The following is a 23,497-nucleotide window of genomic DNA, read 5'->3' as shown; positions in this document are numbered from 1 at the left end:
ACTTCACCAGCCGAAGCCAAGTTCGATCCCAGCGGGTGGGCTTGCGGTGACGACCCATGGGTGCGCCCCCTTCCACGACGCCACCCATTGACCCGGTAGGCAGCACGTCGGAACTCGGGCCGGGCCCCGAGAGCCCGGGTCCGGAACCTTGTCCCTGGAAGGGGGCGACCCAGAGGACTGGGCCGCCGATCAAGGACACTATCGGCCCGACACGGCCATCGGACGCGCATTCGCCCCGAACGCAACCGTGCGCCCCGCAGTCTCAACACGCGCCCCACCAGCCCCACTTGGGCACATGAAAAGGCCCGGACCACCCAGGTCCGGGCCCTTCGAGAAGTCGTACGCCTACCGCTTGTGCTGTGAGTCCGCCACCGTCACCTCGACGCGCTGGAACTCCTTCAGCTCGCTGTAACCGGTCGTCGCCATCGCGCGGCGCAGGGCGCCGAAGATGTTCATCGAGCCGTCGGGGATGTGGGACGGGCCGGTGAGGATCTCCTCGATGGTGCCGACCGTGCCGAGGTCGACCTTCTTGCCGCGCGGGAGTTCCTCGTTGACCGCTTCCATGCCCCAGTGGTGGCCCTTGCCGGGGCCGTCCGTGGCGCGGGCCAGCGGGGAGCCCATCATCACGGCGTCCGCGCCGCAGGCGATCGCCTTGGGGAGGTCGCCGGACCAGCCGACACCGCCGTCGGCGATCACGTGGACGTAGCGGCCGCCGGACTCGTCCATGTAGTCGCGGCGGGCCGCCGCCACGTCCGCGACCGCGGTCGCCATCGGGACCTGGATGCCCAGCACGTTGCGCGTGGTGTGCGCCGCGCCGCCGCCGAAGCCGACGAGCACGCCGGCCGCGCCCGTGCGCATCAGGTGCAGGGCCGCGGTGTACGTGGCGCAGCCGCCGACGATCACCGGGACGTCCAGCTCGTAGATGAACTGCTTCAGGTTCAGCGGCTCGTGCGAGCCGGAGACGTGCTCGGCCGAGACCGTCGTACCGCGGATGACGAAGATGTCCACGCCCGCGTCGACGACGGCCTTGGAGAACTGGGCCGTGCGCTGCGGCGAGAGCGCGGCGGCGGTGACCACGCCCGAGTCGCGCACCTCCTTGATGCGCTGGCCGATCAGCTCCTCCTTGATGGGAGCCGCGTAGATCTCCTGGAGGCGGCGGGTCGCGGCGTCCGCGTCCAGCTCGGTGATCTCGTCGAGCAGCGGCTGCGGGTCCTCGTACCGCGTCCAGAGGCCTTCGAGGTTGAGCACGCCGAGGCCGCCCAGCTCTCCGATGCGGATCGCGGTGGCCGGGGAGACGACCGAGTCCATGGGGGCGGCCAGGAAGGGCAGCTCGAAGCGGTAGGCGTCGATCTGCCAGGCGATCGAGACCTCCTTCGGGTCCCGCGTACGGCGGCTGGGGACGACGGCGATGTCGTCGAAGGCGTACGCCCGGCGGCCGCGCTTGCCGCGCCCGATCTCGATCTCAGTCACGTGTGTGGCCTTTCCTTCTGCGTCTCAGCGTCTACCAGTATCGCCGACGAGCACGACGAGGGCGGCCCCGGTGCACCCGGGGCCGCCCTCGTGCAGACCTCGTGACTACTTGTTGCGGCTGTAGTTCGGCGCCTCGACCGTCATCTGGATGTCGTGCGGGTGGCTCTCCTTGAGGCCCGCGGAGGTGATCCGTACGAAGCGGCCCTTGGTCTCCATCTCCTCGATGGTGGCCGCGCCCACATAGCCCATGGTCTGGCGCAGACCGCCGACGAGCTGGTGCAGCACGTTGGCCAGCGGGCCGCGGTAGGGCACCTGGCCCTCGATGCCCTCGGGCACGAGCTTGTCGTCGGAGGCGACCTCGGCCTGGAAGTAGCGGTCCTTCGAGTACGACCGCCCCTGGCCGCGGGACTGCATCGCGCCGAGCGAGCCCATGCCGCGGTACGACTTGAACTGCTTGCCGTTGATGAACTGCAGCTCGCCCGGCGACTCCTCGCAGCCCGCGAGCAGGCTGCCCAGCATCACGGTGTCGGCGCCGGCGGCGAGCGCCTTGCCGATGTCGCCGGAGTACTGGAGGCCGCCGTCACCGATCAGCGGGACGCCGACCGCGCGGGCGGCGAGGGACGCCTCGTAGATGGCGGTGACCTGCGGGACACCGATACCGGCGACCACGCGGGTGGTGCAGATCGAGCCGGGGCCGACGCCGACCTTGATGCCGTCGACACCGGCGTCGATCAGGGCCTGGGCGCCGTCGCGGGTGGCTACGTTGCCGCCGATGATGTCGACGCCGACGCTCGACTTGATCTTCGCCATCCAGTTGAGGGCGTTGCTGTTGTGGCCGTGCGAGGTGTCGACGACCAGGAAGTCCACCCCTGCCTCGGCGAGGGCCTGGGCGCGCTCCAGCGCCTCGGGGCTGGCGCCGACGGCGGCGCCGACGATGAGGCGGCCCTCGCCGTCCTTGGCGGCGTTCGGGTACTGCTCGGCCTTGACGAAGTCCTTGACCGTGATGAGGCCCTTGAGGACGCCCGCGTCGTCGACCAGGGGCAGCTTCTCGATCTTGTGGCGGCGCAGCAGCTGCATGGCGTCGGCGCCGGAGATGCCGACCTTGCCGGTGACCAGGGGCATCGGGGTCATGACCTCGCGCACCTGACGGGAGCGGTCGGTCTCGAAGGCCATGTCGCGGTTGGTGACGATGCCGAGCAGCTTGCCGTTGCCGTCCGTCACCGGGACGCCGCTGATGCGGAACTTGGCGCACAGCGCGTCGGCCTCGGCGAGCGTGGCGTCCGGGTGCACGGTGATCGGGTCGGTGACCATGCCGGACTCGGAGCGCTTCACGAGGTCGACCTGGTTGACCTGGTCCTCGACGGACAGGTTGCGGTGCAGGACACCGACACCGCCCTGGCGGGCCATCGCGATCGCCATCCGGGACTCGGTCACCTTGTCCATCGCCGCGGAGAGCAGCGGGATGTTGACCCGGACGTTGCGCGAGATGCGGGACGAGGTGTCGACCGCGTTCGGAAGCACGTCGGACGCGCCCGGCAGCAGCAGCACGTCGTCGTAGGTCAGCCCTAGTGTCGCGAATTTGGCGGGCACTCCGTCGACGTTGGCAGTCATGACACCTTCCCCAAATGGCCTTGATCGGTGCGGATGTCCATGCTAACGGGAAGCAGGGGTCGCGAATTCCACGATTCGACGGCCATGCCCGGCTCCGGGCTTCGTATGTTCGTACGGAACCGGGCGCGGCTGTTCAAAAGAGGCGCGGCGCGTACAGCCGTTACTGCTCGGCCAGTGCCCGCAGGCGGCTCAGCGCCCGGTGTTGGGCGACCCGGACCGCGCCGGGTGACATTCCCAACATCTGGCCGGTCTCCTCCGCCGTAAGGCCCACGGCGATGCGCAGCAGAAGCAGTTCGCGCTGGTTCTCCGGCAGGTTGGCCATGAGTTTCTTGGCCCATTCGGCGTCGCTGCTGAGCAGGGCGCGCTCCTCGGGGCCTAGGGAGTCGTCCGGCCGCTCGGGCATCTCGTCGGACGGCACCGCCGTGGAACCCGGATGGCGCATCGCGGCCCGCTGGAGGTCGGCGACCTTGTGGGCGGCGATGGCGAAGACGAACGCCTCGAAGGGGCGGCCGGTGTCCTTGTAGCGGGGCAGCGCGAGGAGGACGGCGACGCAGACCTCCTGGGCCAGGTCCTCCACGAAGTGCCGCGCGTCGCCCGGGAGTCGGGACAGCCGGGTGCGGCAGTAGCGCAGCGCAAGTGGGTGTACGTGTGCGAGCAGGTCGTGCGTGGCCTGCTCGTCTCCGTCGACCGCGCGAAGGACGAGCCCACCAATCGCCCCTTGGGCACTGGTCCCCTCGTCGTCACGCATCGGTCCATGGTGCCTTGCGGCCGTGTGGTCCGTGGCACCGCGTCCGTTGTTGTGCACCGAAGCGTTATGAGCAGGTGCGCCGGAACTCATCTCCTGCGCCCTCCCCTCCCGCTCGACCGACTCGTCCCCGAGGAACTCCACACCTCAAGGATGCGGCATCCGCGGCGAAACGAGCAGCGGGCACCCGATGGATCCGTGTGCCGTCCCCGCCCGCCCTGCGACAGGCGGGGATTGTCGTACCGCCGCCACGACCCACTGACCTGGGGCCTAGCGGACCAGGCCCCACCGGAAACCGAGCGCCACCGCGTGCGCGCGGTCCGAGGCGCCGAGTTTCTTGAAGAGCCGCCGGGCGTGGGTCTTGACGGTGTCCTCGGAGAGGAACAGCTCACGGCCGATCTCCGCGTTGGAGCGGCCGTGGCTCATGCCCTCCAGGACCTGGATCTCGCGCGCGGTGAGCGTCGGCGCGGCGCCCATCTCGGCGGACCGCAGCCGGCGCGGGGCCAGTCGCCAGGTCGGGTCGGCGAGGGCCTGGGTGACCGTGGCCCGCAGTTCGGCGCGCGAGGCGTCCTTGTGCAGATAGCCGCGGGCACCGGCGGCGACCGCGAGGGCCACGCCGTCCAGGTCCTCGGCGACGGTGAGCATGATGATGCGGGCACCCGGGTCGGCGGACAGCAGCCGGCGGACGGTCTCGACACCGCCGAGTCCGGGCATGCGTACGTCCATCAGAATGAGGTCCGAGCGGTCGGCGCCCCAGCGGCGGAGGACTTCCTCCCCGTTGGCCGCGGTCGTCACGCGCTCGACACCGGGCACGGTCGCGACCGCGCGGCGAAGCGCCTCTCGGGCAAGCGGGGAGTCGTCACAGACGAGGACGGATGTCATGGCCGCCCTCCGCAACTGATGCGCGTCACCTTGAGCCTCCAGGCTGGTACGAAATCGTCACCTGTGCGGTCGACCGTCTCGGACGCCTGCCCGAGCTCTTGTGTTCTCAACCGCCTCGCACTCTCAACGACGGTCACTCGAAAGAGTTACGGGGCCGTGTGTCGTCTTCGGCACTCTACGTGAGGGTGCGGACACGGTGGAGGTGCGCGCGGCCGACCCACAAGCTTTCATCACAACCGGTGCCCCATTCAGCCCTATTTCTTCCCTTTTGCTGGTGTCTGAGGCTAGATTCGCAATGAGTCATATTTTCATCTCCTTAGATCGTAGATGTACGGTCGTGGACACCGTATCCGCCCAGAACGGCTACAAGGGGTCACGCAATGGCAGATTTCTCCCGCCTTCCCGGACCGAACGCGGACCTGTGGGACTGGCAGCTCCTGGCTGCCTGCCGAGGGGTCGACAGCTCGCTCTTCTTTCATCCCGAGGGCGAGCGCGGTGCGGCACGAAGCGCTCGTGAGAACTCGGCCAAAGAGGTCTGCATGAGGTGCCCGGTCCGCGCACAGTGCGCGGCGCACGCGCTGGCGGTGCGCGAGCCGTACGGCGTCTGGGGCGGCCTGACCGAGGACGAGCGCGAGGAGCTCATGGGGCGTGCCCGCAACCGGCTGGTGTCGGCTTCCGCCGCCGGGGACATGGCTTCCAACAACTGAAGGAACGTTTCTCCAACAAGTTCCCGACAGGGGCACGCGTACGCGTGCCCCTCTATTTTTCCGCGGACCCGCGACCGCTACTTGTCGCGCGCCGCCCGCTCCAGTTGGTCCAGCGTCGCCGCCACGGCCGGCACCTGTGCCAGGTCGGGCAGGGTGAGCGCGACGATCTCCCGCCGCACCGCCGGTTCCAGGGTCACCGTCCGCGCGCCCCGGGGCCGTACGGACTCGATGGCGAGCTGGGGCAGTACGGCGACGCCCAGGCCCGCGCTCACCAGGCCGACGACCGCCGGATAGTCGTCGGTCGCGAAGTCGATGCGCGGGGTGAAGCCCGCGCTCTCGCACACCTCGACCAACTGCCCACGGCAGCGCGGGCATCCGGCGATCCAGGGCTCCCCGGCGAGTTCACCGATGGCGACCGACCCCGCGCGCGCGAGCCGGTGTCGCTCCGGGACCAGGGCGACCAGGCGGTCGCCGAGCAGGGGTCGTACCACCAGGTCGGACCAGTCCTCGGCGCCCGCCGCTGCCTCATAGCGGAAGGCGAGTGCCACATCGCAGTCGCCCTCGCGGAGCAGTTCGACGGAGTTCGGCGGCTCGGCCTCCTCCAGGGAGACGCGGGTGCCGGGGTGGGCGGCGCGCAGGGCGGCGAGTGCGGTGGGGACGAGCGTCGAGCTGCCGCTGGGGAAGGAGACCAGGCGGACCCGGCCGGCCCGCAGGCCCGCGATGGCGGCGACCTCCTCCTCGGCGGCCGTCAGACCGGCGAGGATGCCCGCGCCGTGCCGGACCAGGGCCTCGCCCGCCTGGGTCAGGCGCATCTCGCGGCCGGTGCGGATCAGCAGCGGGGTGCCGACCGAGGTCTCCAGGGCCTTCATCTGCTGGCTGACGGCGGGCTGGGTGCAGCCCAGTTCGCGCCCGGCCGCCGAGAAGGAGCCGGAGGCGGCGACGGCGCGCAGCACACGGAGATGACGGGCCTCGATCATGCGCCGAGCATAAGCCAACCTTGGAGGGCGGGGTGAATAATGCCTCGCGTCTTTGGGGCGATCTCGCCTACCGTGCCGTCATGAAGCTTCTCTCGCTGAATCTGGGCCGCGCCACGGCCGTGCCGTACACGGAACAGCCGGAGGGCGTGACCGGCATCGACAAGCGGCCGGTCGACGGGCCCGTCCGGGTGAGCGCGCCCGGCCCCAAGGGCGTCGCCGGCAGCGGACTCGCCGGGGACGCGGTGTGCCACCGGCGCCACCACGGCGGTGACGACCAGGCGGTGTACGCGGTCGCGCGCGAGGATCTCGACGGCTGGGAGCGGGAGTTGGGGCGCCCGCTGAGCAACGGCTCCTTCGGGGAGAACCTGACGACCCAGGGAATCGACGTGTCCGGCGCGCGGATCGGCGAGCGCTGGCGCATCGGTTCCGAGGTGGTTCTGGAGGTCACCAGCGGGCGGATTCCCTGCCTCGTCTTCCAGGCCCATCTGGGCGAGAAGGGGTGGGTGCGGCGGTTCACCCAGCAGGGGTCGCCGGGCGCCTATCTGCGAGTGATCGAACCCGGTGAGATCAGGGCGGGGGACGCGATCGAGATCGTGCACCGGCCCGCCCACGAGGTGACGGTGGCCCTGCAGTTCCGTGCCGTGACGACTCGGCGGGAGCTGCTGCCGCAGTTGCTTCCGGCCGGCGAGGCGCTGCATCCGGAGGCTCTCGCGCAGGCCCGGAAGTATGTCGCGGAGTACGCGGGCTGACCTGCTGTCACGGCCCGTTCGACGCCTTGTTCGACACGTGTTCGTCACGGATCGGGAGGGCCTGTGCAGAGATCGGACCCGCCTGCCCCGGGTCACTAATCTTGCGCCATGACAACGGCATTGATTACGGGATCGACCGCGGGGATCGGTGCCGCGTTCGCGCGGCGGCTCGCGGCGGACGGACACAACCTCGTGCTGGTGGCGCGGAACACCGAGCGGCTCGGGGACCAGGCGACCGAACTGCACGACCGGCACGGCATCGAGGCGGAGGTGCTCACCGCCGACCTGGCCACGGACCAGGGCATCGAGACCGTGGCCGCCCGCCTCGCCGATCGCAAGAACCCCGTCGACCTGCTGGTCAACAACGCGGGCTTCGGCAACAAGGGCCGCTATCTCGACGTACCGATGGCCGACGAGCTGAAGATGCTCAAGGTGCACTGCGAGGCGGTGCTGCGGCTGACCAGCGCGGCGACCGGGGCGATGCGCGAGCGCGGGCGCGGCGGTGTCGTCAACGTGGCGTCGGTGGCGGCCTTCGTGCCGCGCGGGACGTACGGCGCCTCGAAGGCCTGGGTCGTGCAGTTCACGCAGGGCGCGGCGAAGGACCTCGCCGGCACCGGCGTACGGCTGATGGCGCTGGCGCCCGGGTTCGTGCGGACCGAGTTCCACGAGCGGGCCGGGATGGGCACGGACAACATCCCGAACTGGATGTGGCTGGACGCCGACAAGCTGGTCGCGGCGGCGCTCGCGGATCTGTCACGCGGGAAGTCGCTGTCGATTCCCGATCCGCGGTACAAGGCCCTCATGGGTCTGGTGAAGGTGGCTCCGCGGGGGCTGCTGGGCGGGGTCTCGTCCAGGACCGGGCGGAAGTACGGGCCGCAGTGACCGGGTGACGCCGCTGCTCCGGTGGGACAATGGGCACATCCAACCGAACCCAGGGGGTCGGGAGGCGGCGTCATGACGTTCGTACAGCTCATCGACTGCAAGACCAGCCGGTACGCGGAGGTGGACCGGCTGATGGACAGGTGGGTCGAACAGACCAAGGGGAAGCGGACCGCGACACACGACCTGGTCGGCAAGGACCGGTCGGACGGCACGCACTTCATCCAGATCGTGGAGTTCCCGTCGTACGAAGAGGCGATGCGGAACTCGAACCTGCCGGAGACGGACCGGATCTTCCGGGAGATGGTCGCCCTCTGCGACGAGATGCCGACGTTCACGGACCTGGACGTCGTACGGGACGACCAGTTGTACGCGGCGAACGTACGGCGGTTCTTCGAGACGGTGGCCGCCGAGGGCGAACTGCCGCCGCTGGACGACCTGATCGCGGAGAACTACCACGACCACGATCCCGGCAACCCGCAGGACACCCTCGGCATGGACGGGATGCGCCGCGACATCGGGATGTGGCGGGGCGGCTTCGACTTCACGTTCGCCGTCGAGGACCAGATCTCCGAGGGCGACCGGGTGTGCACGCGGTGGACCTGGAGCGGCACCCACACGGGTGACTTCCTCGGGATCGCGGCCACCGGGAAGAAGGTCGTCATGACCGGTACGACCATCTTCCGCTGCGACGAGGACGGGAAGATCGTCGAGGGCTGGTGGCAGTACGACCGTCTGGGGCTGATGGCACAACTGGGCGTGCTGGACGGGCTGGAGCGCTGAGAGCGCAGGCCCACAAGTCCTCGGAACCCCGGACCACAGGACCGCCCGCGAAGGGAGAAGCCCCCGTTCCGCAACCGGAACGGGGGCTTCTTCGTGCGACGGCGTGCGTCAGTGGGAGTGGCCGTGACCAGCGGCGGCCGGCTCCTCCTCTTCCTTCTTCTCGACGACCAGGGTCTCGGTCGTGAGGAGGAGGGAGGCGATGGAGGCGGCGTTCTCCAGGGCGGAGCGGGTGACCTTGACCGGGTCGATGACGCCGGCCTTGACCAGGTCACCGTACTCGCCGGTCGCGGCGTTGAAGCCCTGGCCCTTTTCGAGCTCGGCGACCTTGGCGGTGATGACGTAACCCTCCAGGCCGGCGTTCTCGGCGATCCAGCGCAGCGGCTCGACGACCGCGCGGCGCACGACCGCGACACCCGTGGCCTCGTCGCCGGTCTTGTCGAGGTTGCCCTCCAGGACCTTGGCGGCGTGCACCAGAGCGGAGCCACCACCGGAGACGATGCCCTCCTCGACCGCGGCGCGGGTCGCGGAGATGGCGTCCTCCAGACGGTGCTTCTTCTCCTTCAGCTCCACCTCGGTGGCGGCGCCGACCTTGATCACGCACACGCCGCCGGCCAGCTTCGCGAGGCGCTCCTGGAGCTTCTCGCGGTCCCAGTCGGAGTCCGTGTTCTCGATCTCGGCCTTGATCTGGTTGACGCGGCCCGCGACCTCGGAGGCGTCACCGGCACCGTCGACGACGGTCGTGTCGTCCTTGGTGACGGTCACGCGACGGGCGGAGCCCAGCACGTCCAGGCCGACCTGGTCGAGCTTGAGGCCGACCTCCTCGGCGATGACCTGACCGCCGGTGAGGGTGGCGAGGTCGCCGAGCATCGCCTTGCGGCGGTCGCCGAAGCCGGGGGCCTTGACCGCGACCGCGTTGAACGTGCCGCGGATCTTGTTCACGACCAGGGTCGACAGGGCCTCGCCCTCGACGTCCTCGGCGATGATCAGCAGCGGCTTGGAGGCGTTGGCCTGGATGACCTTCTCCAGCAGCGGCAGCAGGTCCTGGATGGAGCTGATCTTGCCCTGGTGGATGAGGATGTACGGGTCTTCGAGGACCGCTTCCATCCGCTCCTGGTCCGTCACGAAGTACGGCGACAGGTAGCCCTTGTCGAAGGCCATGCCCTCGGTGAAGTCCAGCTCCAGACCGAAGGTGTTGGACTCCTCGACGGTGATGACACCGTCCTTGCCGACCTTGTCCATCGCCTCGGCGATGAGCTCGCCGACCTGGCTGTCCTGCGCGGACAGACCGGCGACGGCGGCGATGTCGGCCTTGTCGTCGATCGGCCGCGCGGTGGCGAGCAGCTCGTCGGAGATGGCCTTGACGGCGGCGTCGATGCCCTTCTTCAGGGCGGCCGGGGAGGCACCCGCGGCGACGTTGCGCAGGCCCTCGCGCACGAGCGCCTGGGCGAGCACGGTGGCGGTGGTGGTGCCGTCACCCGCGATGTCGTTGGTCTTGGTCGCCACCTCCTTCACGAGCTGCGCGCCGAGGTTCTCGTACGGGTCCTCGACCTCGACCTCGCGGGCGATGGTGACACCGTCGTTGGTGATGGTGGGGGCGCCGAACTTCTTGTCGATGACGACGTTGCGGCCCTTGGGGCCGATCGTCACCTTCACCGTGTCGGCAAGCTTGTTGACGCCGCGCTCGAGGGCGCGACGGGCGTCCTCGTCGAACTTCAGGATCTTCGCCATGGGAGCGGTTCAGCCCTCTCGGAAAACGTGGGTGAAACGAACTACGCCCCCGACGCCCGGCTTCATAAGGTCGCGGGGGCCAGGGGCGCAGCTCACATACTGAATGTGCGTGAAGTGAATTACTTCTCGATGATCGCGAGCACGTCGCGGGCCGAGAGGACGAGGTACTCCTCGCCGCTGTACTTCACTTCGGTGCCGCCGTACTTGCTGTACAGCACGATGTCGCCGGTCTTCACGTCGAGCGGAAGACGCTCGCCGTTCTCGAAGCGGCCCGGGCCCACGGCCAGGACGACGCCCTCCTGGGGCTTCTCCTTGGCCGTGTCCGGGATGACCAGGCCAGAGGCCGTGGTCTGCTCGGCGTCGAGCGGCTGGACCACAATGCGGTCCTCAAGCGGCTTGATGGCAACCTTGGAGCTGGTGGTCGTCACGATCCGACCTCCCCCTTCGGAGATCTCACGGGGTTAACTGTCTGAGGTGGCGACCAGGTGGATCCGTCGTCGCGGGTGCCGGACCTGCCCGTCGCTATTGGCACTCTCCAGGGGGGAGTGCCAGACCTGAGACTATGACTGCGATTAGCACTCGGTCAAGCGGAGTGCCAATGCCTGCGGCGCTTGGGCGGGATTTTTGACACCGTTCGCTGCAGTGGCCGTCCCTGGGGGCTGCGCCCCCGGACCCCCGCATCGGCCTTCGGCCTCGTCCTCAAGCGCCGGACGGGCTGAAGTTGCTGGAGTCAGAGGTAGTCCTCCAGGTTGCCCACCGTCAGGCCCTGTCCCTGGATCGTTCGCAGTAGGCGTGCCGTAGTGACGGCCCGGTCCACCTGGACGATGTCTCCGGGGGTGAGGTGATGGTCGCCCCGGGTGTAGGTCAGGGTTCCGGTCGTGGTGGAGGCCCTCCATAGGACCAGGGCGGAGACACCGCAGTCGGCCGCGGCACGGCGGGTCGTCAGGTCGTAGGCGGCGGGCCGGAGGAGGCGGGCCCGGGTGGCGCAGATTCGGGTCCGCTGGGCGGTGTACGGGCGGCCGGTCAGGGTCGGGCGGGTGCGGAACACCGTGACGGGAAGCCGTAGTTCGCGGATCAGGTCGGCGAGGTTCGGGTCGTGGTCGTCGTCGTGGGTCAGGAAGACGACCTTGTCGTGGGTGCGGACGTGGTCCACGACGGGCGGGAGGCCCGGGCCCGCCGAGCGGGCGGCGGGCCGGGAGGCCGGCTTCGGGGCGGGGGCGAGCGGGGCGGTCAAACCCCAGTGGCGGTACGGCTGTTCGTGGGTCGGGCCGTGCTGGTGTACGCGTTGGGCCGCCTTCTTGCCCAGCCGTTCGATGGGGTCGACGGACTGGGCGCAGCCGGTGAGGAGGGTGGCCGCCAACGCGACGGCCACCGGCGCCCGCAGCCTCACAGGTAGTCCTCCAGGCGGGCCACCGCGTACCCCTCGGCCGTGACCTTGCCCAGGAAGCGGCGCATGTCGTCGACCATCGTGCCCTTCCAGTCCTCGCGGCCCCGGAAGTGGGTCAGGACGATGTCGCCGGGGTGCAGCTCCCGGTCGTCCTCGCGGTACTCCCAGTGGTCGACGTAGACCTCCTCGTCCCAGATCGGGGCGTACTTGATGCCGCAGGACTTGGCGGCGACGAGGGTGTCGTGGTTGTAGTTCCCGTACGGCGGCCGGAAGACCGTCGGGGCCTTGCCGAACTGCTTCTTCATGATGTCCTGCATGCCGCAGATCTCGCGCTTCTGCTCGGCGTAGGACAGGCCCGGCAGGTAGGGGTGCGTGAGGGTGTGGTTGTTGATCGTGTGCCCCTGGGCCTGCATCTTCCTGAAGTAGCCGTAGTCGTCCTTGACCAGGTAGTTGCTGAGGAAGGCCGTGTACGGGATCTTCAGGTCGCTCATCATCCGCAGGAACGCGGGGTCCTTGTTCTCCCCGTCGTCGATCGTGAGGAACACGATCTTCTTCTTGGTGGGGATGGTGGTGAAGACCGGCGGGAGGTTCAACTCCTCCTGGTCGTCCACCTCGAAGCCCTTGCGCGCGGTGATCTCCGGCTTGTGCGCGGGGGCCGGCGGGGCCTGGAGGGGCACCTTCGCCAGTCCCCAGCGCTTCGCGGCGGCGACCCTGGCCGCGTAGGCGGCGCGCAGCTTGGTCGCGTAGGAGTCGAGCGCGCGGGCCGGGGGCGCGTGCAGGGGCTGCGCGCCGTGGGCCGGGGGGACCGCCGTGCCGGAGCCTGACTGGGTGCAGCCGGAGACCACGGCGGCGAGCGCGAGGACGGCGAGCGCACCGCGGACGCCCGTCCTCCGACCCCGGGTCCCCTGACTCCCGTACGCCCGATTGATGTCATTTTGTACGACTACTCGCATGACGTCGGATCTTTCCAAACCCCGGCCCCGATCCCGCGCCGACACCGCGAGGACACCACCGCCGGAGGCACACCGTCCACCGACTGGCCCACAATGAGCCGGTGAACGACCCCGTACTCGCCTTCGCCGCCCTGCTCACCCCCGAGGGCAGTGCCCTCCTCGACGAGGTCCGCGGCACCGACCCGGCCAAGGAACTCGCCGTCGCGACCCGGCTGCGCCGCGAGCACCCCGCCGACCTCGTCTCGGCGGCCCTCGGCCAGGCCCGGTTGCGGCAGCGGGCGGCAGCGGCGAAGTTCTCGGCCGAGGACGCCGACCGGATGTTCTTCACCCCGAACGGCTTCGAACAGTCGACCCGGACGACGGTCGCGAGGTACCGCGCGGAGCGGATGCGCGAGCTCGGCGTGACGTCCGTGGCCGACCTGTGCTGCGGCATCGGCGGCGACGCGATCGCGCTGGCGCGGGCGGGGGTGCGGGTGCTGGCCGTGGACCGCGACCCGCTGACGGTCGCGGTGGCGCGGGCGAACGCGGAGGCGCTCGGCCTGGCCGAGCTGATCGAGGTGCGCGAGGCGGATGTCACGGACGTGGACACCTCCGCGTACGACGCCGTGTTCGTCGATCCCGCGCGCCGGGGCGGGCGGGGCCGGATCTTCGACCCCGAGGCGTACTCGCCCCCACTGTCCTGGGCCGTGTCCGCCGCTACGACGGCCCGGCTCGCCGCCCTGAAGATCGCACCCGGGGTACCGCACGAGGCGATCCCGGAGACGGCCGAGGCGGAGTGGATCTCGGACGGCGGGGATGTGAAGGAGGCGGTGCTGTGGTTCGGCACCGGGCGGCAGGGCTCGGTACGGGCAACTCTCCTTCCCGGCCCGCGAGTTCTGCACGGGCGCGGCCTGCCCGACCCCGAAGTCCGTTCCGTGGGACGGTACTTGTACGAGCCCGACGGCGCCGTCATCCGCGCCCATCTCGTCGCCGAGGTGGCGGAGCAGGTCGGCGGCGGCCTCGTCGACGAGACCATCGCGTACGTCACGGCGGACGGGCTACGGCCGACTCCGTACGCCTCCGCCTACGAGATCACCGATCAACTCCCCTTCGGCGTCAAGAAGTTGAAGGCGCTGCTGCGGGAGCGGGAGGTGGGCGTCCTCACCGTGAAGAAACGGGGGTCGGCGGTCGAGCCGGAGGAACTGCGGAAGAAGGTGCTGCCCAAGCCTCAGGGGGGCAACTCGGTGACCGTGTTTCTTACTCGGGTCGCGGGGGCGCCGGCGATGTTGATCGGGGGGCCGGCCTAGGGAGCCTCTTCGGCCCGGCGCAGCAGGAGTCGGCGTTCCCGTTCGTTGCGGGCCAGCCCCGCCGCCCGTTCGAACTCCGCCTTCGCCTCCGTCGTACGGCCGAGGCGCAGCAGCAGATCCCCGCGCACGCTCGGGAGCAAGTGGTAGTCCCGCAGGGCGGGTTCGGTGGCGAGGGTGTCGACGAGTTCCAGGGCCTGGGCCGGGCCCTCCGTCATCGAGACAGCTACCGCTCGGTTCAACTCGACCACCGGGGACGGGAATCGGGCCGCGAGCAGGCCGTACAGGGTCGCGATCGTCGGCCAGTCGGTCTCGGCGTACGTGTACGCGTGGGCGTGGCAGGCGGCGATGGTGGCCTGGAGGGCGTAGGGGCCGGGGGCTCCGGTGGCCACGGCGTCCGCGCGGCCGAGGGCGGTGATGCCGCGGGCGATGAGCAGGCGGTTCCAGCGGCGGCGGTTCTGGTCCTTGAGGAGGACGGGGTCACCGTCCGGGCCGGTGCGGGCGGCCGAGCGGGAGGCCTGGAACTCCAACAGGGAGGCCAGGGCGTGCACTTCGGGTTCCTTCGGCATCAGGCCGGCGAGGAGGCGGGCCAGCCGCAGCGCGTCCTCGCAGAGGCTCGGGCGGAGCCAGTCGTCGCCCGCCGTCGCCGCGTAGCCCTCGTTGAAGATGAGGTAGATGACGTCGAGGACAGAGCCGAGGCGGGCCTCGCGGTCGGGGCCGTAGGGGACCTCGAAGGCGATGTTCTTCGTGGCCAGGGTGCGTTTGGCGCGGACGATGCGCTGGGCGATCGTCGCCTCGGGGGCGAGGAAGGCGCGGGCGATCTCGGGGGTGGTCAGGCCGCCGAGGAGGCGGAGGGTGAGGGCGGTGCGGGCCTCGGGGGACAGGACCGGGTGGCAGGTCGTGAAGACGAGGCGGAGGAGGTCGTCGTCGATGTCGTCGGGAGCGGACGGTTCCTCGGGCGGGGCCGTCGTCTCCAGGGTGCGGCCGATCTCCTGGAGCTTGCGGGCGTAGTTCTCGCGGCGGCGGATCAGGTCGACGGCGCGGTGCCTGGCCGTCGCCATGAGCCAGGCGCCCGGGTTGTCGGGCACACCGTCCCTCGGCCACTGCTCCAGCGCGGCGACCAGCGCGTCCTGCGCGAGTTCCTCGGCGATGCCGACGTCGCGGACTATGCGGGCGACGGCGGCGATGATGCGCGGGGACTCGATACGGAAGACGGTTTCGAGGGCGGTCACGGGAGAGGCGGCGGGCTGTGATTGCGGTTCCACAGCCCACCATCGAACACCTCTGACGCCCTCAGGCCAAGGAAGGCCGGGAAAGGCTCAGCCCTCCGCGATCTCCCGCACCTCGCAGGTCACCGTCCAGAACTCCTCGTGCACCTTCAGGAACCGCTTGGTCCACTCGATCGCCTCGGCCATGTCCTTGCACTGCATGAGCGCGTAGCCGCCGACGACCTCCTTGGACTCGGTGAACGGGCCGTCGGTCACGGAGATCTTGCCGCCCTCCCAGTGGACCCGGGCGCCCTGCGCGCTCGGGGTGAGGCCGGCGGTGTCGAGCATCACTCCGGCCTTGGTGATCTCCTCGATCAACTCGCCCATCCGCTGCATCAGTTCGGGGCTGGGGCCCTCGGCGGGGGCGGTCTTCTCGTCGATCTGCACGAGGGAGAGGTAGCGGGGCATGGTGACTCCTCGGGTCGAATGGTCGAACAGTTCGGAGGCCGGGGCTTTCCGGCCTCTCACACCATGCGTCGAACGAGGGGCGGCCGGATCGACACACGCGCCGGAATTCCCCGAAGAAATTCTCCGGGTTCCTGTTTCCGCAGGTCACATGCCATGCAGCAGCACACCGGCCCTAGTCGACCTCGTACCCGAACCGCGCCTTCGCGTACGCCGCCCCCAGCCCCTTCGGTCCGAAGGCGAGGGCCGCGTCCGTCACCAGGCCCGTCGGGCGGCCCCGGAGTTCCCACACCGCTCCGTCGCCGGAGTTCTCGTTGGCGGCCGCGGCCGCGAGGTCGGCGTAGCCGTTGCCGTTGATGTCCAGGAGCTGGACGGAGTCGCCGAAGTCGTCGTTGCGTTCCGCGGTGCCCGGGACGCCGGGGGTGTTCTGGGTGAAGCCCTGGGCGCCGGTGCCGGTCAGGCCGGTGCGGCTGCCGCGGAGGATGTTGACCATGCCCGCCCGCAGGCCCGTGCCGAGGCCCTCGGAGGAGGCGCCCACGGCCACGTCGTCGATGCCGTCGCCCGTGATGTCACCGACGGCCACCGACCCCCCGAAGTTGTCGCCGGACTCCTTCGCGCCCGGCACACCGGGGGTGTTCTGCGAGTAGAACTTCCAGGTGGAGGAAGGGGTCAGACCGGTCTTCGAGCCGTACGCCACCGCGATCCGTTCGTTGGCGCCGTCCCCGGTGACCAGGTCCGCGTAGCCGTCGCCGTTGACGTCGCCCAGGGCCGTGACCGAGCCCCAGAGCGGCTCGTCGATGGGTACCAGGCCCGAGGGCGAGCTGACGTACAACTGGACGCAGTAGTAGCCCTCGCCGCAGTACGCCTCCAGCGCCAGGTCGTCGCGGCCGTCGCCGTTGACGTCGCCGGCGCTGCCGTCCCAGATGTCGATGACCTTGAGGTATCCGTCGGGGTCGAGGGCGGTCGTGCCGGACGATGTGCCGGTGCGGGTGACCGGGCCCTTCCAGATCGTGCCCGTCGTACCGGACGGGTCGTCGACCTGGCTGTATCCGGTGCGGAACAGGACCAGGTCCAGCTTGCCGTCGCCGTCGAAGTCGCCGGTCTGGGTGTTGGAGGCGGGGATCGAGGTGCCCGTGCCGGACAGGCCCTTCGGGCCGCCCCAGACGATCACCGAGTCGGTCCCCGCCCATCCCACACCGATCACCAGGTCCGCGTAGCCGTCGCCGTTCAGGTCGCCCTTGGACACCTGCTGCCCGAAGCTCTGGTTCTTCACGGGACTGCCCGGAATGCCGCTGGTGGCACGGGTGATGACGGTCCGTCGGGTGGTCGAGAGGCCGTGCGGGCCGCCGTACATCACCGCCACCTCGCCCGCTCTGTCCAGGCCTCCGACGGTGGCCCAGGGGGCGCCCACGACGAGGTCCTGGTAGCCGTCGCCGTTGAAGTCGTCGTGGACGGGGGCCGCCGCCGCGTGTGCGGGAGACGGCCCGACTCCCAGCAGTACCAGGCCCATTGCGAGCGGTCCCGCCCAACGGACGTACCAACGCGTGGTGAACACCGGCCAACCCCCTCGTTACGGTGATGCTTCACCGCACGAGACCGCTCAGAGCGCGCAGAGGTTGTACGGGCCCCTCACTTCAGTGACGCCCACAGGTCGCTCGCCGCCGGTTCCTTCGCGATCACCCGGTTGGGATCGGACGGTGCCGTGACGACCGGCATCGTGATCGTCTTCACCGCGTCCGCCGACAGGCCCTTCAGACTCTCGCCGAGGCTGATCAGTTCGCTCAGGGAGTCGAGGCCGGTGTCGGTGGTGAGGCTGTCGGTCACCGCGTCGGTGACCTCGTAGAGCTTGGTGGGGTCGGTGAGGAGGTCGTGGGAGGAGATCTGTTCCAACAGGGCCTTCACCAGCATCTGTTGGAGGCCTATTCGGCCGAGGTCGCTGCCGTCGCCGATGCCGTGCCGGGTGCGGGCGAGTGCCAGTGCCTGCTTGCCGTCGAGGTGATGGGTGCCCTTCTTGAGGTGGAGGTGGCTGTCGTCGTCGTCGATGTCCTGGGTCGTGGTGACCGTGACACCGCCGAGCGCGTCGACCAGTTTCGCGAAGCCGGCGAAGTCGATCTCTATGTAGTGGTCCATGCGGACGTCCGTGATCGACTCGACCGTCTTCACCGCGCACACCGGCCCGCCCACCGAATAGGCGCTGTTGAACATCGCGTTGTACGCGACCGAGGTCGAACCCCCGGAGGACAGCGGGCAGGAGGGGCGGGTGACGAGCGTGTCGCGCGGGATGCTGACGATCGTGGCCTTCTTGCGGCCCGCGTCGAGGTGGATGACCATCGCCGTGTCGGAGCGGGCACCGGAGCTGTTGCCGCCACCGAGGGCTTTGTTCTCCGTACCGCTGCGCGAGTCCGAGCCCAGGACCAGGATGTTCACGGAGCCGGTCGGCACAGGGGTGGCGGACGCGGAGGCGGAGGCCGAGGGGGTGGTCACCGCCTTCGCGGGGCGGTCGGTGCCGAGCGCGCTGTCGATGTCGACGCTCTTGATGTTGTTGTTCAGGTGCCAGTAGGCCCAGCCGGCCGTGGCGACTCCCAGGACGAGGGCGCCCGCCAGAGTGAGGCCGGCGATCTTCAGCACTCTCGATCGCCGGCCCACTCGTCTGTCCTCGTCGACGTTCTCTTTGTCCGTCACGGGGAGGAACGTAAGTCCGAATTATTAGGGGAAAGTTAGGGGAGGCGCCTCAAGACGGTTTTCTGCGGAAAATCTCACGGTTCTCAGTCCCGCTTCACTCCCCTGACCTCCCTCATCCCAGGGTCACCACCGGTACCGGGTTGCTTCCGGACCAGGAGGCGTTGAACCCGAACGTCACCGAACCGCCGTCCGGGACCGTCCCGTTGTAGCTCGCGTTCGTACAACTCACCGCCGTGCCCGACTGGGTGCAGGTCGCGTTCCAGGCCTGGGTGATCTGCTGGCCGGCGCCGTACGTCCAACTCGCCTTCCAGAACGACAGCGAGGCCCCGGAGCAGGCGATCGTCACCTGCCCGGTGAACCCGGCGCTCCACTGACTCGTCACGCTGTACGCCGCCGAGCAGGCCCCGTTCGTCGGCGGCGGGGTCGTGGTCGTGCCGCCTAGCGCCTCCGCGATGCCGTAATAGGCCGGTTTCGGCGCGTAGTTCTCGTCGTACGGTGTCGCCGCCCCGTAGCCCGGGAAGGTGCTCGGCACCCAGGAGTCGGAGTCGGTGAAGCCCCAGACGGTGACGTTCACACAGCGGGTCACCGCGACGCACGCGGCCACGACCGACTTGTAGTCGGCCTTCTGCTGGGCGAGTTTGGTGGTGTCGGCCGGGAGGGCCATCCGTACGTCGAGTTCGGTGATCGCCACGTCCACGCCGAGGTCGGCGAAGCGCTGGATGTTCTGCTGGAGGGTGGCCGGGACCTGTCCGAGGATCAGGTGGGCCTGGAGGCCGACGCCGTCGATCGGGACGCCCGCCGCCTTCAGGGACTTGACCAGGTTGTAGAGGGCGGTGGACTTCGCGTTGACGCCCTCGACGTTGTAGTCGTTGATGTACAGCTTGGCGGCCGGGTCGGCGGCGTGTGCCCAAGTCAGGGCGTTGGCTATGTAGTTGGAGCCGAGGCCGTTGTACCAGAGGGTCGAGCGGTAGGTGCCGTCCTCGTTGAACGCCTCGTTGACCACGTCCCAGGCGGCGATCTTGCCCTTGTAGCGGCCGACCTCGGTGTTGATGTGGTTCTGGAGGAGGGTACTGAGCTGGGCGGAGGTCCAGCTGCCGTTCGTCAGCCAGCTCGGGTTCTGGCTGTGCCAGACCAGGGTGTGGCCGCGCACCTGCTGGTTGTGGGCCTGCGCGAAGGCGACGATCTGGTCGGCCTCGGTCCAGTTGAAGCTGCCCTGCGTCGGCTCGACGCTCCCCCACTTCATGGCGTTGCCGGGGGTGAGCGAGCTGAACTGGGCGCCGGCGATGTCGCCGTAGCTGCCGGTGAGCTTGGAGCCGGTGACCGCGGTGCCGATGACTTTGCCCTTCGCGGCGGCGAGGTCGCGCAGCGGGGTGTCGGCGGCGTGCGCGGCGGGTGCCGCGAAGAGCATGACGGCGCCGGTGAACAGGGCCGCCAGGGATAAGCCGGTTCTCAGAGATCTCATGCGGGTGCCTCCGAAAGTTTCGGTTGTGCAACCGATTGGCTTCGGAGGAGTGTGGGGCGAGTCACCCCACTCGTCAATACGTCACCTTCCGGCCATCCTCGCCGCCCGTGTCACGGAACCAAGGACGCCGGCGCCGCCGTACTGCTCCGCACCACCAGGCTCGTCGCCAGCTCCACCCGGCGCGCCACCGACGAGTCCTCCTCGCGTCCGAGGTCCAGCACCAGCTTCGCCGCCGCCTCGGCCATCTCGGTGAGCGGCTGTCGTACGGTCGTCAGCGGCGGCCCCACCCAGCGGGCGACCGGCAGATCGTCGAAGCCGACCACGCTCAGGTCCTCCGGGATGCGCAGCCCCAGTTCGCGCGCGGCCTCGTACAGGCCGAGGGCCTGGAGGTCGTTGCCCGCGAAGACGGCGGTGGGCCGGTCCGGGCGGCGCAGCAGGTCGAGGCCGAGCCGGTAGCCGGCCTCGTGGTGGAAGTCGCCGGTGACGATGAGCGAGCCGTCGACCGGCAGTTCGGCCGTCTCCAGCGCGGCCCGGTATCCGTCGACCCGGGCGCGGCTGCACATCATCCGGGACGGTCCGCTGATCGCGCCGATCCGGGTGTGGCCGAGTTCGACCAGGTGCCGGGTGGCGGCGAGCCCGCCCTGCCAGTTGGTCGCGCCGATGGACGGCACGTCCGCGCCCGGGTCGCCGGCCGGGTCCATCACCACGAACGGGATGGAACGGCTGGTCAGCAGTGCGCGCTGGGACTCGTCGAGCCCGGAGAGGACGAGGATCACGCCGTGCGGGCGGCGGGCGGCGACCTGGTCGGCCCAGGTGCGGCCGGGGATCAGCCGGCCCGCGCTCTCGCTCAGCACCACGCTCAGCCCGGCGTCGCGCGCCACGTTCTCCACGCCCCGGATGACCTCAAGGGCCCAGGCGCTCTCCAGCTCGTGGAAGACCAGGTCGATCAGCGGCGAGCGGGTCGCCTCGGCGCGGCGGCGCCGGTAGCCGTAGGCGCGCAGGAGGTCCTCGACGCGGGTGCGGGTGGCGGGGGCGACATCGGCGCGGCCGTTGAGGACCTTCGAAACAGTCGGAGCCGACACTCCGGCCTCGCGGGCGATCTCGGCGAGTGTCGCCGTCTGCGTCGGTCGACGTGCCGTCTGGGTTTCGGCGGATTCCGGGGCTGTCATGGCGGCGATCGTATCCCTGCGCGACCTCTTGACGAACCCTTTCGCGCGCCTTACGTTCCCGGAACATTCGTAGAACGGCTCGAAACATTCGCACGAGAGGTGCTGTCCATGCTGTCCAAGGAGCCCAACACGTCCAACGGCGGGCGTACGTTCAGCAGGCGCTGGGTGCTCGGCGCCGGTGCCACCACCCTGCTCACCACCGGACTCACGGCCTGCGGCTCCAGTGACAGCACCGGCGGCAGCAGCACGGTGACCGCCTTCACCTACGGCGACGACGCGGTGAAGGTGCAGGTCAAAGCCGTCACCCGGTTCAACGCGTCGGCGGCGGCCAAGAAGGCCAAGGGCAAGATCAAGCTGGAGAAGGTGCCCGGCACCGACTACCCGGCCAAGCTGCGCACCGCGATGGGCTCGCCGAACGCGCCGGACGTGTTCTTCAACTGGGGCGGCGGCTCGATCAAGGCGTACCAGGAGGCGAACCAGCTGGTCGACCTCACCGACACCATCAAGTCCGACCCGGTCCTCAAGAGCGGCTTCCTGCCCTCCGTCCTCGCGGCGGGCGCCCTCAAGGGCAAGAACTACGGCATACCGATGCGCGGCATGCAGCCCGTGATCCTCTTCTACAACAAGACGGTCTTCGCCGCGCACAAGATCCAACCGCCCACCACCTGGGCCGAGTTGCTCGACATCAACAAGAAGCTCAAGGCGGCGAACATCACCCCGTTCGCGCTCGGCGGGTCGGACATCTGGCCCGAGCTGATGTGGCTGGAGTACCTGGTCGACCGGATCGGCGGCCCCGATGTCTTCGACAGGATCAAGAACGGCGACGCGTCCGGCTGGGGCGACCCGGCCGTCCTCAAGGCCGCCGAGACGGTCAAGCAGCTCATCGACGACGGCGCCTTCGGCAAGGGCTTCAGCTCGGTGTCGTACGTCAACGGCGGGGCGCCCGCGGTCTTCGCCAAGGGCAAGGCGGCGATGCATCTGATGGGCTCGTGGGAGTACTCGACGCAGCTCGGCAAGTTCCCCGACTTCGCCAAGAAGAACCTCGGCTGGTTCGCCTTCCCGAAGTACGAGGGCGGCGCCGGCGACATCCGCAACGTGGTCGGCAACCCCACCAACTACTGGTCCGTGAACGCCCGTACGGGCAACAAGGACGCGGCGATCGCCTTCCTCCGCGACTGCGCGTCGGAGGCGTACGCCAAGGACCTGGTCGCCAACGGGGACATCCCGACGACCGCCAACGCCGAGAAGCTGCTCGACTCCTCCCCCAACCCCGAGTTCGCCAAGTTCCAGTACCAGATGGTCCAGCAGGCCCCCGCGTTCACGCTGAGCTGGGACCAGGCTGTCGACCCGGCCGTGTCGACACCGATGCTCACCGAGATCAACAAGCTGTTCGTGGGCAAGAGTTCGCCGAGCCAGTTCGTGTCCGCGCTCAAGGGGCTGAAGTGAGCGCTAGTTCCCTGCCGAAAGCCAGGCCGGGCGCCGCCGCGAAGGCCGGTCGCCCGCACGCCGTGTGGGCGATACCCGGGGTGCTGTTCTTCGCCTTCTTCGCCGTCGCCCCGATGGTCCTGGCCTTCTATCTCTCCTTCACCCAGTGGAACGGCCTCGGCGACCCGAAGCCGGTCGGCCTCGCCAACTGGCGCAAGCTCCTGAACGACGACCGCCTCACCCAATCCCTCACCGTCACCGTCCTGTTGACGGTGACGAGCTGGGTCTTCCAGACCGTCGTATCGCTCCTGCTGGGTGTCTGGGCGGCGGGCCGCCAGCGCAACCGGGCGGTCCTCTCCGCGATCTTCTTCGTGCCGTTCCTGCTCTCCTCGACGGCGATCGCGCTGCTCTTCTACGCCCTGCTCGACCCGAACTTCGGCGTCATCCACCAGGACACGCTGGGCTCGACCAGCGGCGCGTTCCTCGCGATCGTGTTCGTCGGCGGCTGGCAGTTCATCCCCTTCCACACCCTGATCTACCAGGGCGGGGCCCGCCAGATCCCCGAAGTCCTCTACCAGGCAGCGGCAATCGACGGCGCCGGCCGCTACCGCCAGTTCTTCTCGATCACGCTGCCCCAGCTCCGCAACACGGCCACGACCTCCAGCGTGCTGATGATCGTCGGCTCGCTCACCTACTTCGAGACCGTCCTGATCCTCACCCAGGGCGGCCCCGGCACGGACACGGCGATCCTGCCGTACCTGATGTACGAGGCCGGCTTCAAGAGCTACGACTTCGGCTACGCGAGCGCGATCGCGACCTTCCTGGTCGTGGCCGCCACCGCACTGTCCCTGGTCATGGTCAGGCTCACCGGTTTCGGCGCCATGCGCAGTACCCGCGAAGGGATGTGACGGAGTGTCACATGACACGTTGCC

At 69.5% G+C, this 23,497-nt stretch carries 22 protein-coding genes; 7 read left to right on the top strand and 15 right to left on the bottom strand.

Going from position 1 to position 23,497, the window contains the following annotated elements; translation table 11 throughout:
• Positions 1-345: 345 nt before the first annotated feature.
• The 4 genes from AB0M63_RS01910 to AB0M63_RS01895 all read right to left on the bottom strand — a co-directional run bounded on the left by AB0M63_RS01910 (position 346) and on the right by AB0M63_RS01895 (position 4,708).
• Positions 346-1,470 carry a GuaB3 family IMP dehydrogenase-related protein gene (locus AB0M63_RS01910; RefSeq protein ID WP_355923078.1) on the bottom strand — a complete coding sequence of 375 codons (1,125 nt, stop codon included), beginning with the start codon at positions 1,468-1,470 and terminating at the stop codon, positions 346-348.
• A 105-nt stretch (positions 1,471-1,575) separates the two neighbouring features.
• Positions 1,576-3,081, bottom strand: coding sequence for an IMP dehydrogenase (gene guaB / locus AB0M63_RS01905; protein ID WP_366018026.1), 1,506 nt, complete (start codon positions 3,079-3,081; stop codon positions 1,576-1,578).
• A gap of 160 nt (positions 3,082-3,241) precedes the next feature.
• Positions 3,242-3,829, bottom strand: a complete 588-nt coding sequence (locus AB0M63_RS01900; RefSeq protein ID WP_355923082.1) for a sigma-70 family RNA polymerase sigma factor — start codon at positions 3,827-3,829, stop codon at positions 3,242-3,244.
• Between the two features lie 267 nt (positions 3,830-4,096).
• Positions 4,097-4,708 (bottom strand): response regulator transcription factor, encoded by a 612-nt coding sequence (locus AB0M63_RS01895; RefSeq protein WP_003948568.1) that lies wholly within the window; start codon positions 4,706-4,708, stop codon positions 4,097-4,099.
• A gap of 380 nt (positions 4,709-5,088) precedes the next feature.
• Here AB0M63_RS01895 and AB0M63_RS01890 point away from each other — a divergent pair, with 380 nt between their 5' ends.
• Positions 5,089-5,415: a WhiB family transcriptional regulator gene (locus AB0M63_RS01890; RefSeq protein ID WP_019055584.1), complete on the top strand. Its 327-nt coding sequence runs from the start codon at positions 5,089-5,091 to the stop codon at positions 5,413-5,415.
• Positions 5,416-5,492: 77 nt separating this feature from the next.
• Here AB0M63_RS01890 and AB0M63_RS01885 read toward each other — a convergent pair whose 3' ends face one another.
• Entirely contained in the window at positions 5,493-6,392 is a 900-nt protein-coding gene (locus AB0M63_RS01885; RefSeq protein WP_355923085.1) for a LysR family transcriptional regulator, read from the bottom strand.
• A gap of 80 nt (positions 6,393-6,472) precedes the next feature.
• Between AB0M63_RS01885 and AB0M63_RS01880 the strand changes: the two genes are divergently transcribed.
• From AB0M63_RS01880 to AB0M63_RS01870, 3 genes are all read left to right on the top strand, one after another.
• The gene (locus AB0M63_RS01880; protein WP_366018025.1) at positions 6,473-7,141 is read left to right on the top strand and encodes an MOSC domain-containing protein; all 669 of its coding nucleotides are present in this window, start codon (positions 6,473-6,475) and stop codon (positions 7,139-7,141) included.
• A gap of 108 nt (positions 7,142-7,249) precedes the next feature.
• Positions 7,250-8,023: an SDR family oxidoreductase gene (locus AB0M63_RS01875; RefSeq protein WP_355923089.1), complete on the top strand. Its 774-nt coding sequence runs from the start codon at positions 7,250-7,252 to the stop codon at positions 8,021-8,023.
• Positions 8,024-8,095: 72 nt separating this feature from the next.
• Complete coding sequence (locus tag AB0M63_RS01870; protein ID WP_366018024.1) at positions 8,096-8,803, top strand: ester cyclase; 708 nt, start codon at positions 8,096-8,098, stop codon at positions 8,801-8,803.
• Between the two features lie 108 nt (positions 8,804-8,911).
• Here AB0M63_RS01870 and groL read toward each other — a convergent pair whose 3' ends face one another.
• The 4 genes from groL to AB0M63_RS01850 all read right to left on the bottom strand — a co-directional run bounded on the left by groL (position 8,912) and on the right by AB0M63_RS01850 (position 12,871).
• Positions 8,912-10,531, bottom strand: a complete 1,620-nt coding sequence (groL, locus tag AB0M63_RS01865) for a chaperonin GroEL (protein WP_355923093.1) — start codon at positions 10,529-10,531, stop codon at positions 8,912-8,914.
• A gap of 119 nt (positions 10,532-10,650) precedes the next feature.
• A complete protein-coding gene (groES, locus tag AB0M63_RS01860; RefSeq protein WP_019066754.1) occupies positions 10,651-10,959 on the bottom strand; it encodes a co-chaperone GroES in 309 nt (102 codons plus the stop codon).
• A 302-nt stretch (positions 10,960-11,261) separates the two neighbouring features.
• Positions 11,262-11,921 (bottom strand): hypothetical protein, encoded by a 660-nt coding sequence (locus AB0M63_RS01855; RefSeq protein WP_366018023.1) that lies wholly within the window; start codon positions 11,919-11,921, stop codon positions 11,262-11,264.
• Positions 11,918-12,871, bottom strand: coding sequence for a polysaccharide deacetylase family protein (locus AB0M63_RS01850; protein WP_355923097.1), 954 nt, complete (start codon positions 12,869-12,871; stop codon positions 11,918-11,920). The genes AB0M63_RS01855 and AB0M63_RS01850 overlap by 4 nt, the downstream gene beginning before the upstream one ends.
• Before the next feature lie 101 nt (positions 12,872-12,972).
• On the opposite strand from AB0M63_RS01850, the gene AB0M63_RS01845 reads away from it, so the two are divergent.
• Positions 12,973-14,157: a class I SAM-dependent methyltransferase gene (locus AB0M63_RS01845; protein WP_366018022.1), complete on the top strand. Its 1,185-nt coding sequence runs from the start codon at positions 12,973-12,975 to the stop codon at positions 14,155-14,157.
• Here the strand turns inward: AB0M63_RS01845 and AB0M63_RS01840 are convergent.
• The 6 genes from AB0M63_RS01840 to AB0M63_RS01815 form a co-directional block, all read right to left on the bottom strand.
• Positions 14,154-15,386 (bottom strand): sigma-70 family RNA polymerase sigma factor, encoded by a 1,233-nt coding sequence (locus AB0M63_RS01840; protein ID WP_366018021.1) that lies wholly within the window; start codon positions 15,384-15,386, stop codon positions 14,154-14,156. The two genes, AB0M63_RS01845 and AB0M63_RS01840, sit on opposite strands and share 4 nt — an antisense overlap.
• An 87-nt stretch (positions 15,387-15,473) precedes the next feature.
• Positions 15,474-15,830, bottom strand: a complete 357-nt coding sequence (locus tag AB0M63_RS01835) for a YciI family protein (protein WP_355923103.1) — start codon at positions 15,828-15,830, stop codon at positions 15,474-15,476.
• A 172-nt stretch (positions 15,831-16,002) separates the two neighbouring features.
• Positions 16,003-17,382, bottom strand: coding sequence for an FG-GAP-like repeat-containing protein (locus tag AB0M63_RS01830; protein ID WP_366018019.1), 1,380 nt, complete (start codon positions 17,380-17,382; stop codon positions 16,003-16,005).
• A 74-nt stretch (positions 17,383-17,456) separates the two neighbouring features.
• Positions 17,457-18,509: an LCP family protein gene (locus AB0M63_RS01825; protein WP_366018018.1), complete on the bottom strand. Its 1,053-nt coding sequence runs from the start codon at positions 18,507-18,509 to the stop codon at positions 17,457-17,459.
• Positions 18,510-18,621: 112 nt separating this feature from the next.
• The gene (locus AB0M63_RS01820; RefSeq protein WP_366018017.1) at positions 18,622-19,971 is read right to left on the bottom strand and encodes an endo-1,4-beta-xylanase; all 1,350 of its coding nucleotides are present in this window, start codon (positions 19,969-19,971) and stop codon (positions 18,622-18,624) included.
• 110 nt (positions 19,972-20,081) lie between these two features.
• Positions 20,082-21,140, bottom strand: a complete 1,059-nt coding sequence (locus AB0M63_RS01815) for a LacI family DNA-binding transcriptional regulator (RefSeq protein ID WP_366018016.1) — start codon at positions 21,138-21,140, stop codon at positions 20,082-20,084.
• Between the two features lie 108 nt (positions 21,141-21,248).
• Between AB0M63_RS01815 and AB0M63_RS01810 the strand changes: the two genes are divergently transcribed.
• Positions 21,249-22,586: an extracellular solute-binding protein gene (locus tag AB0M63_RS01810; protein WP_366018015.1), complete on the top strand. Its 1,338-nt coding sequence runs from the start codon at positions 21,249-21,251 to the stop codon at positions 22,584-22,586.
• Positions 22,583-23,473 (top strand): sugar ABC transporter permease, encoded by an 891-nt coding sequence (locus AB0M63_RS01805; RefSeq protein WP_355923115.1) that lies wholly within the window; start codon positions 22,583-22,585, stop codon positions 23,471-23,473. Before AB0M63_RS01810 ends, AB0M63_RS01805 begins: the two co-directional genes overlap by 4 nt.
• Positions 23,474-23,497 lie beyond the last annotated feature (24 nt).

The sequence above is a fragment of the Streptomyces sp. NPDC051576 genome (genome assembly GCF_040681835.1).
Taxonomy (GTDB): domain Bacteria; phylum Actinomycetota; class Actinomycetes; order Streptomycetales; family Streptomycetaceae; genus Streptomyces.
The sequence above is the reverse complement of the archived record's forward strand: the minus strand, read 5'-3'. Positions and strand labels throughout refer to the sequence as shown.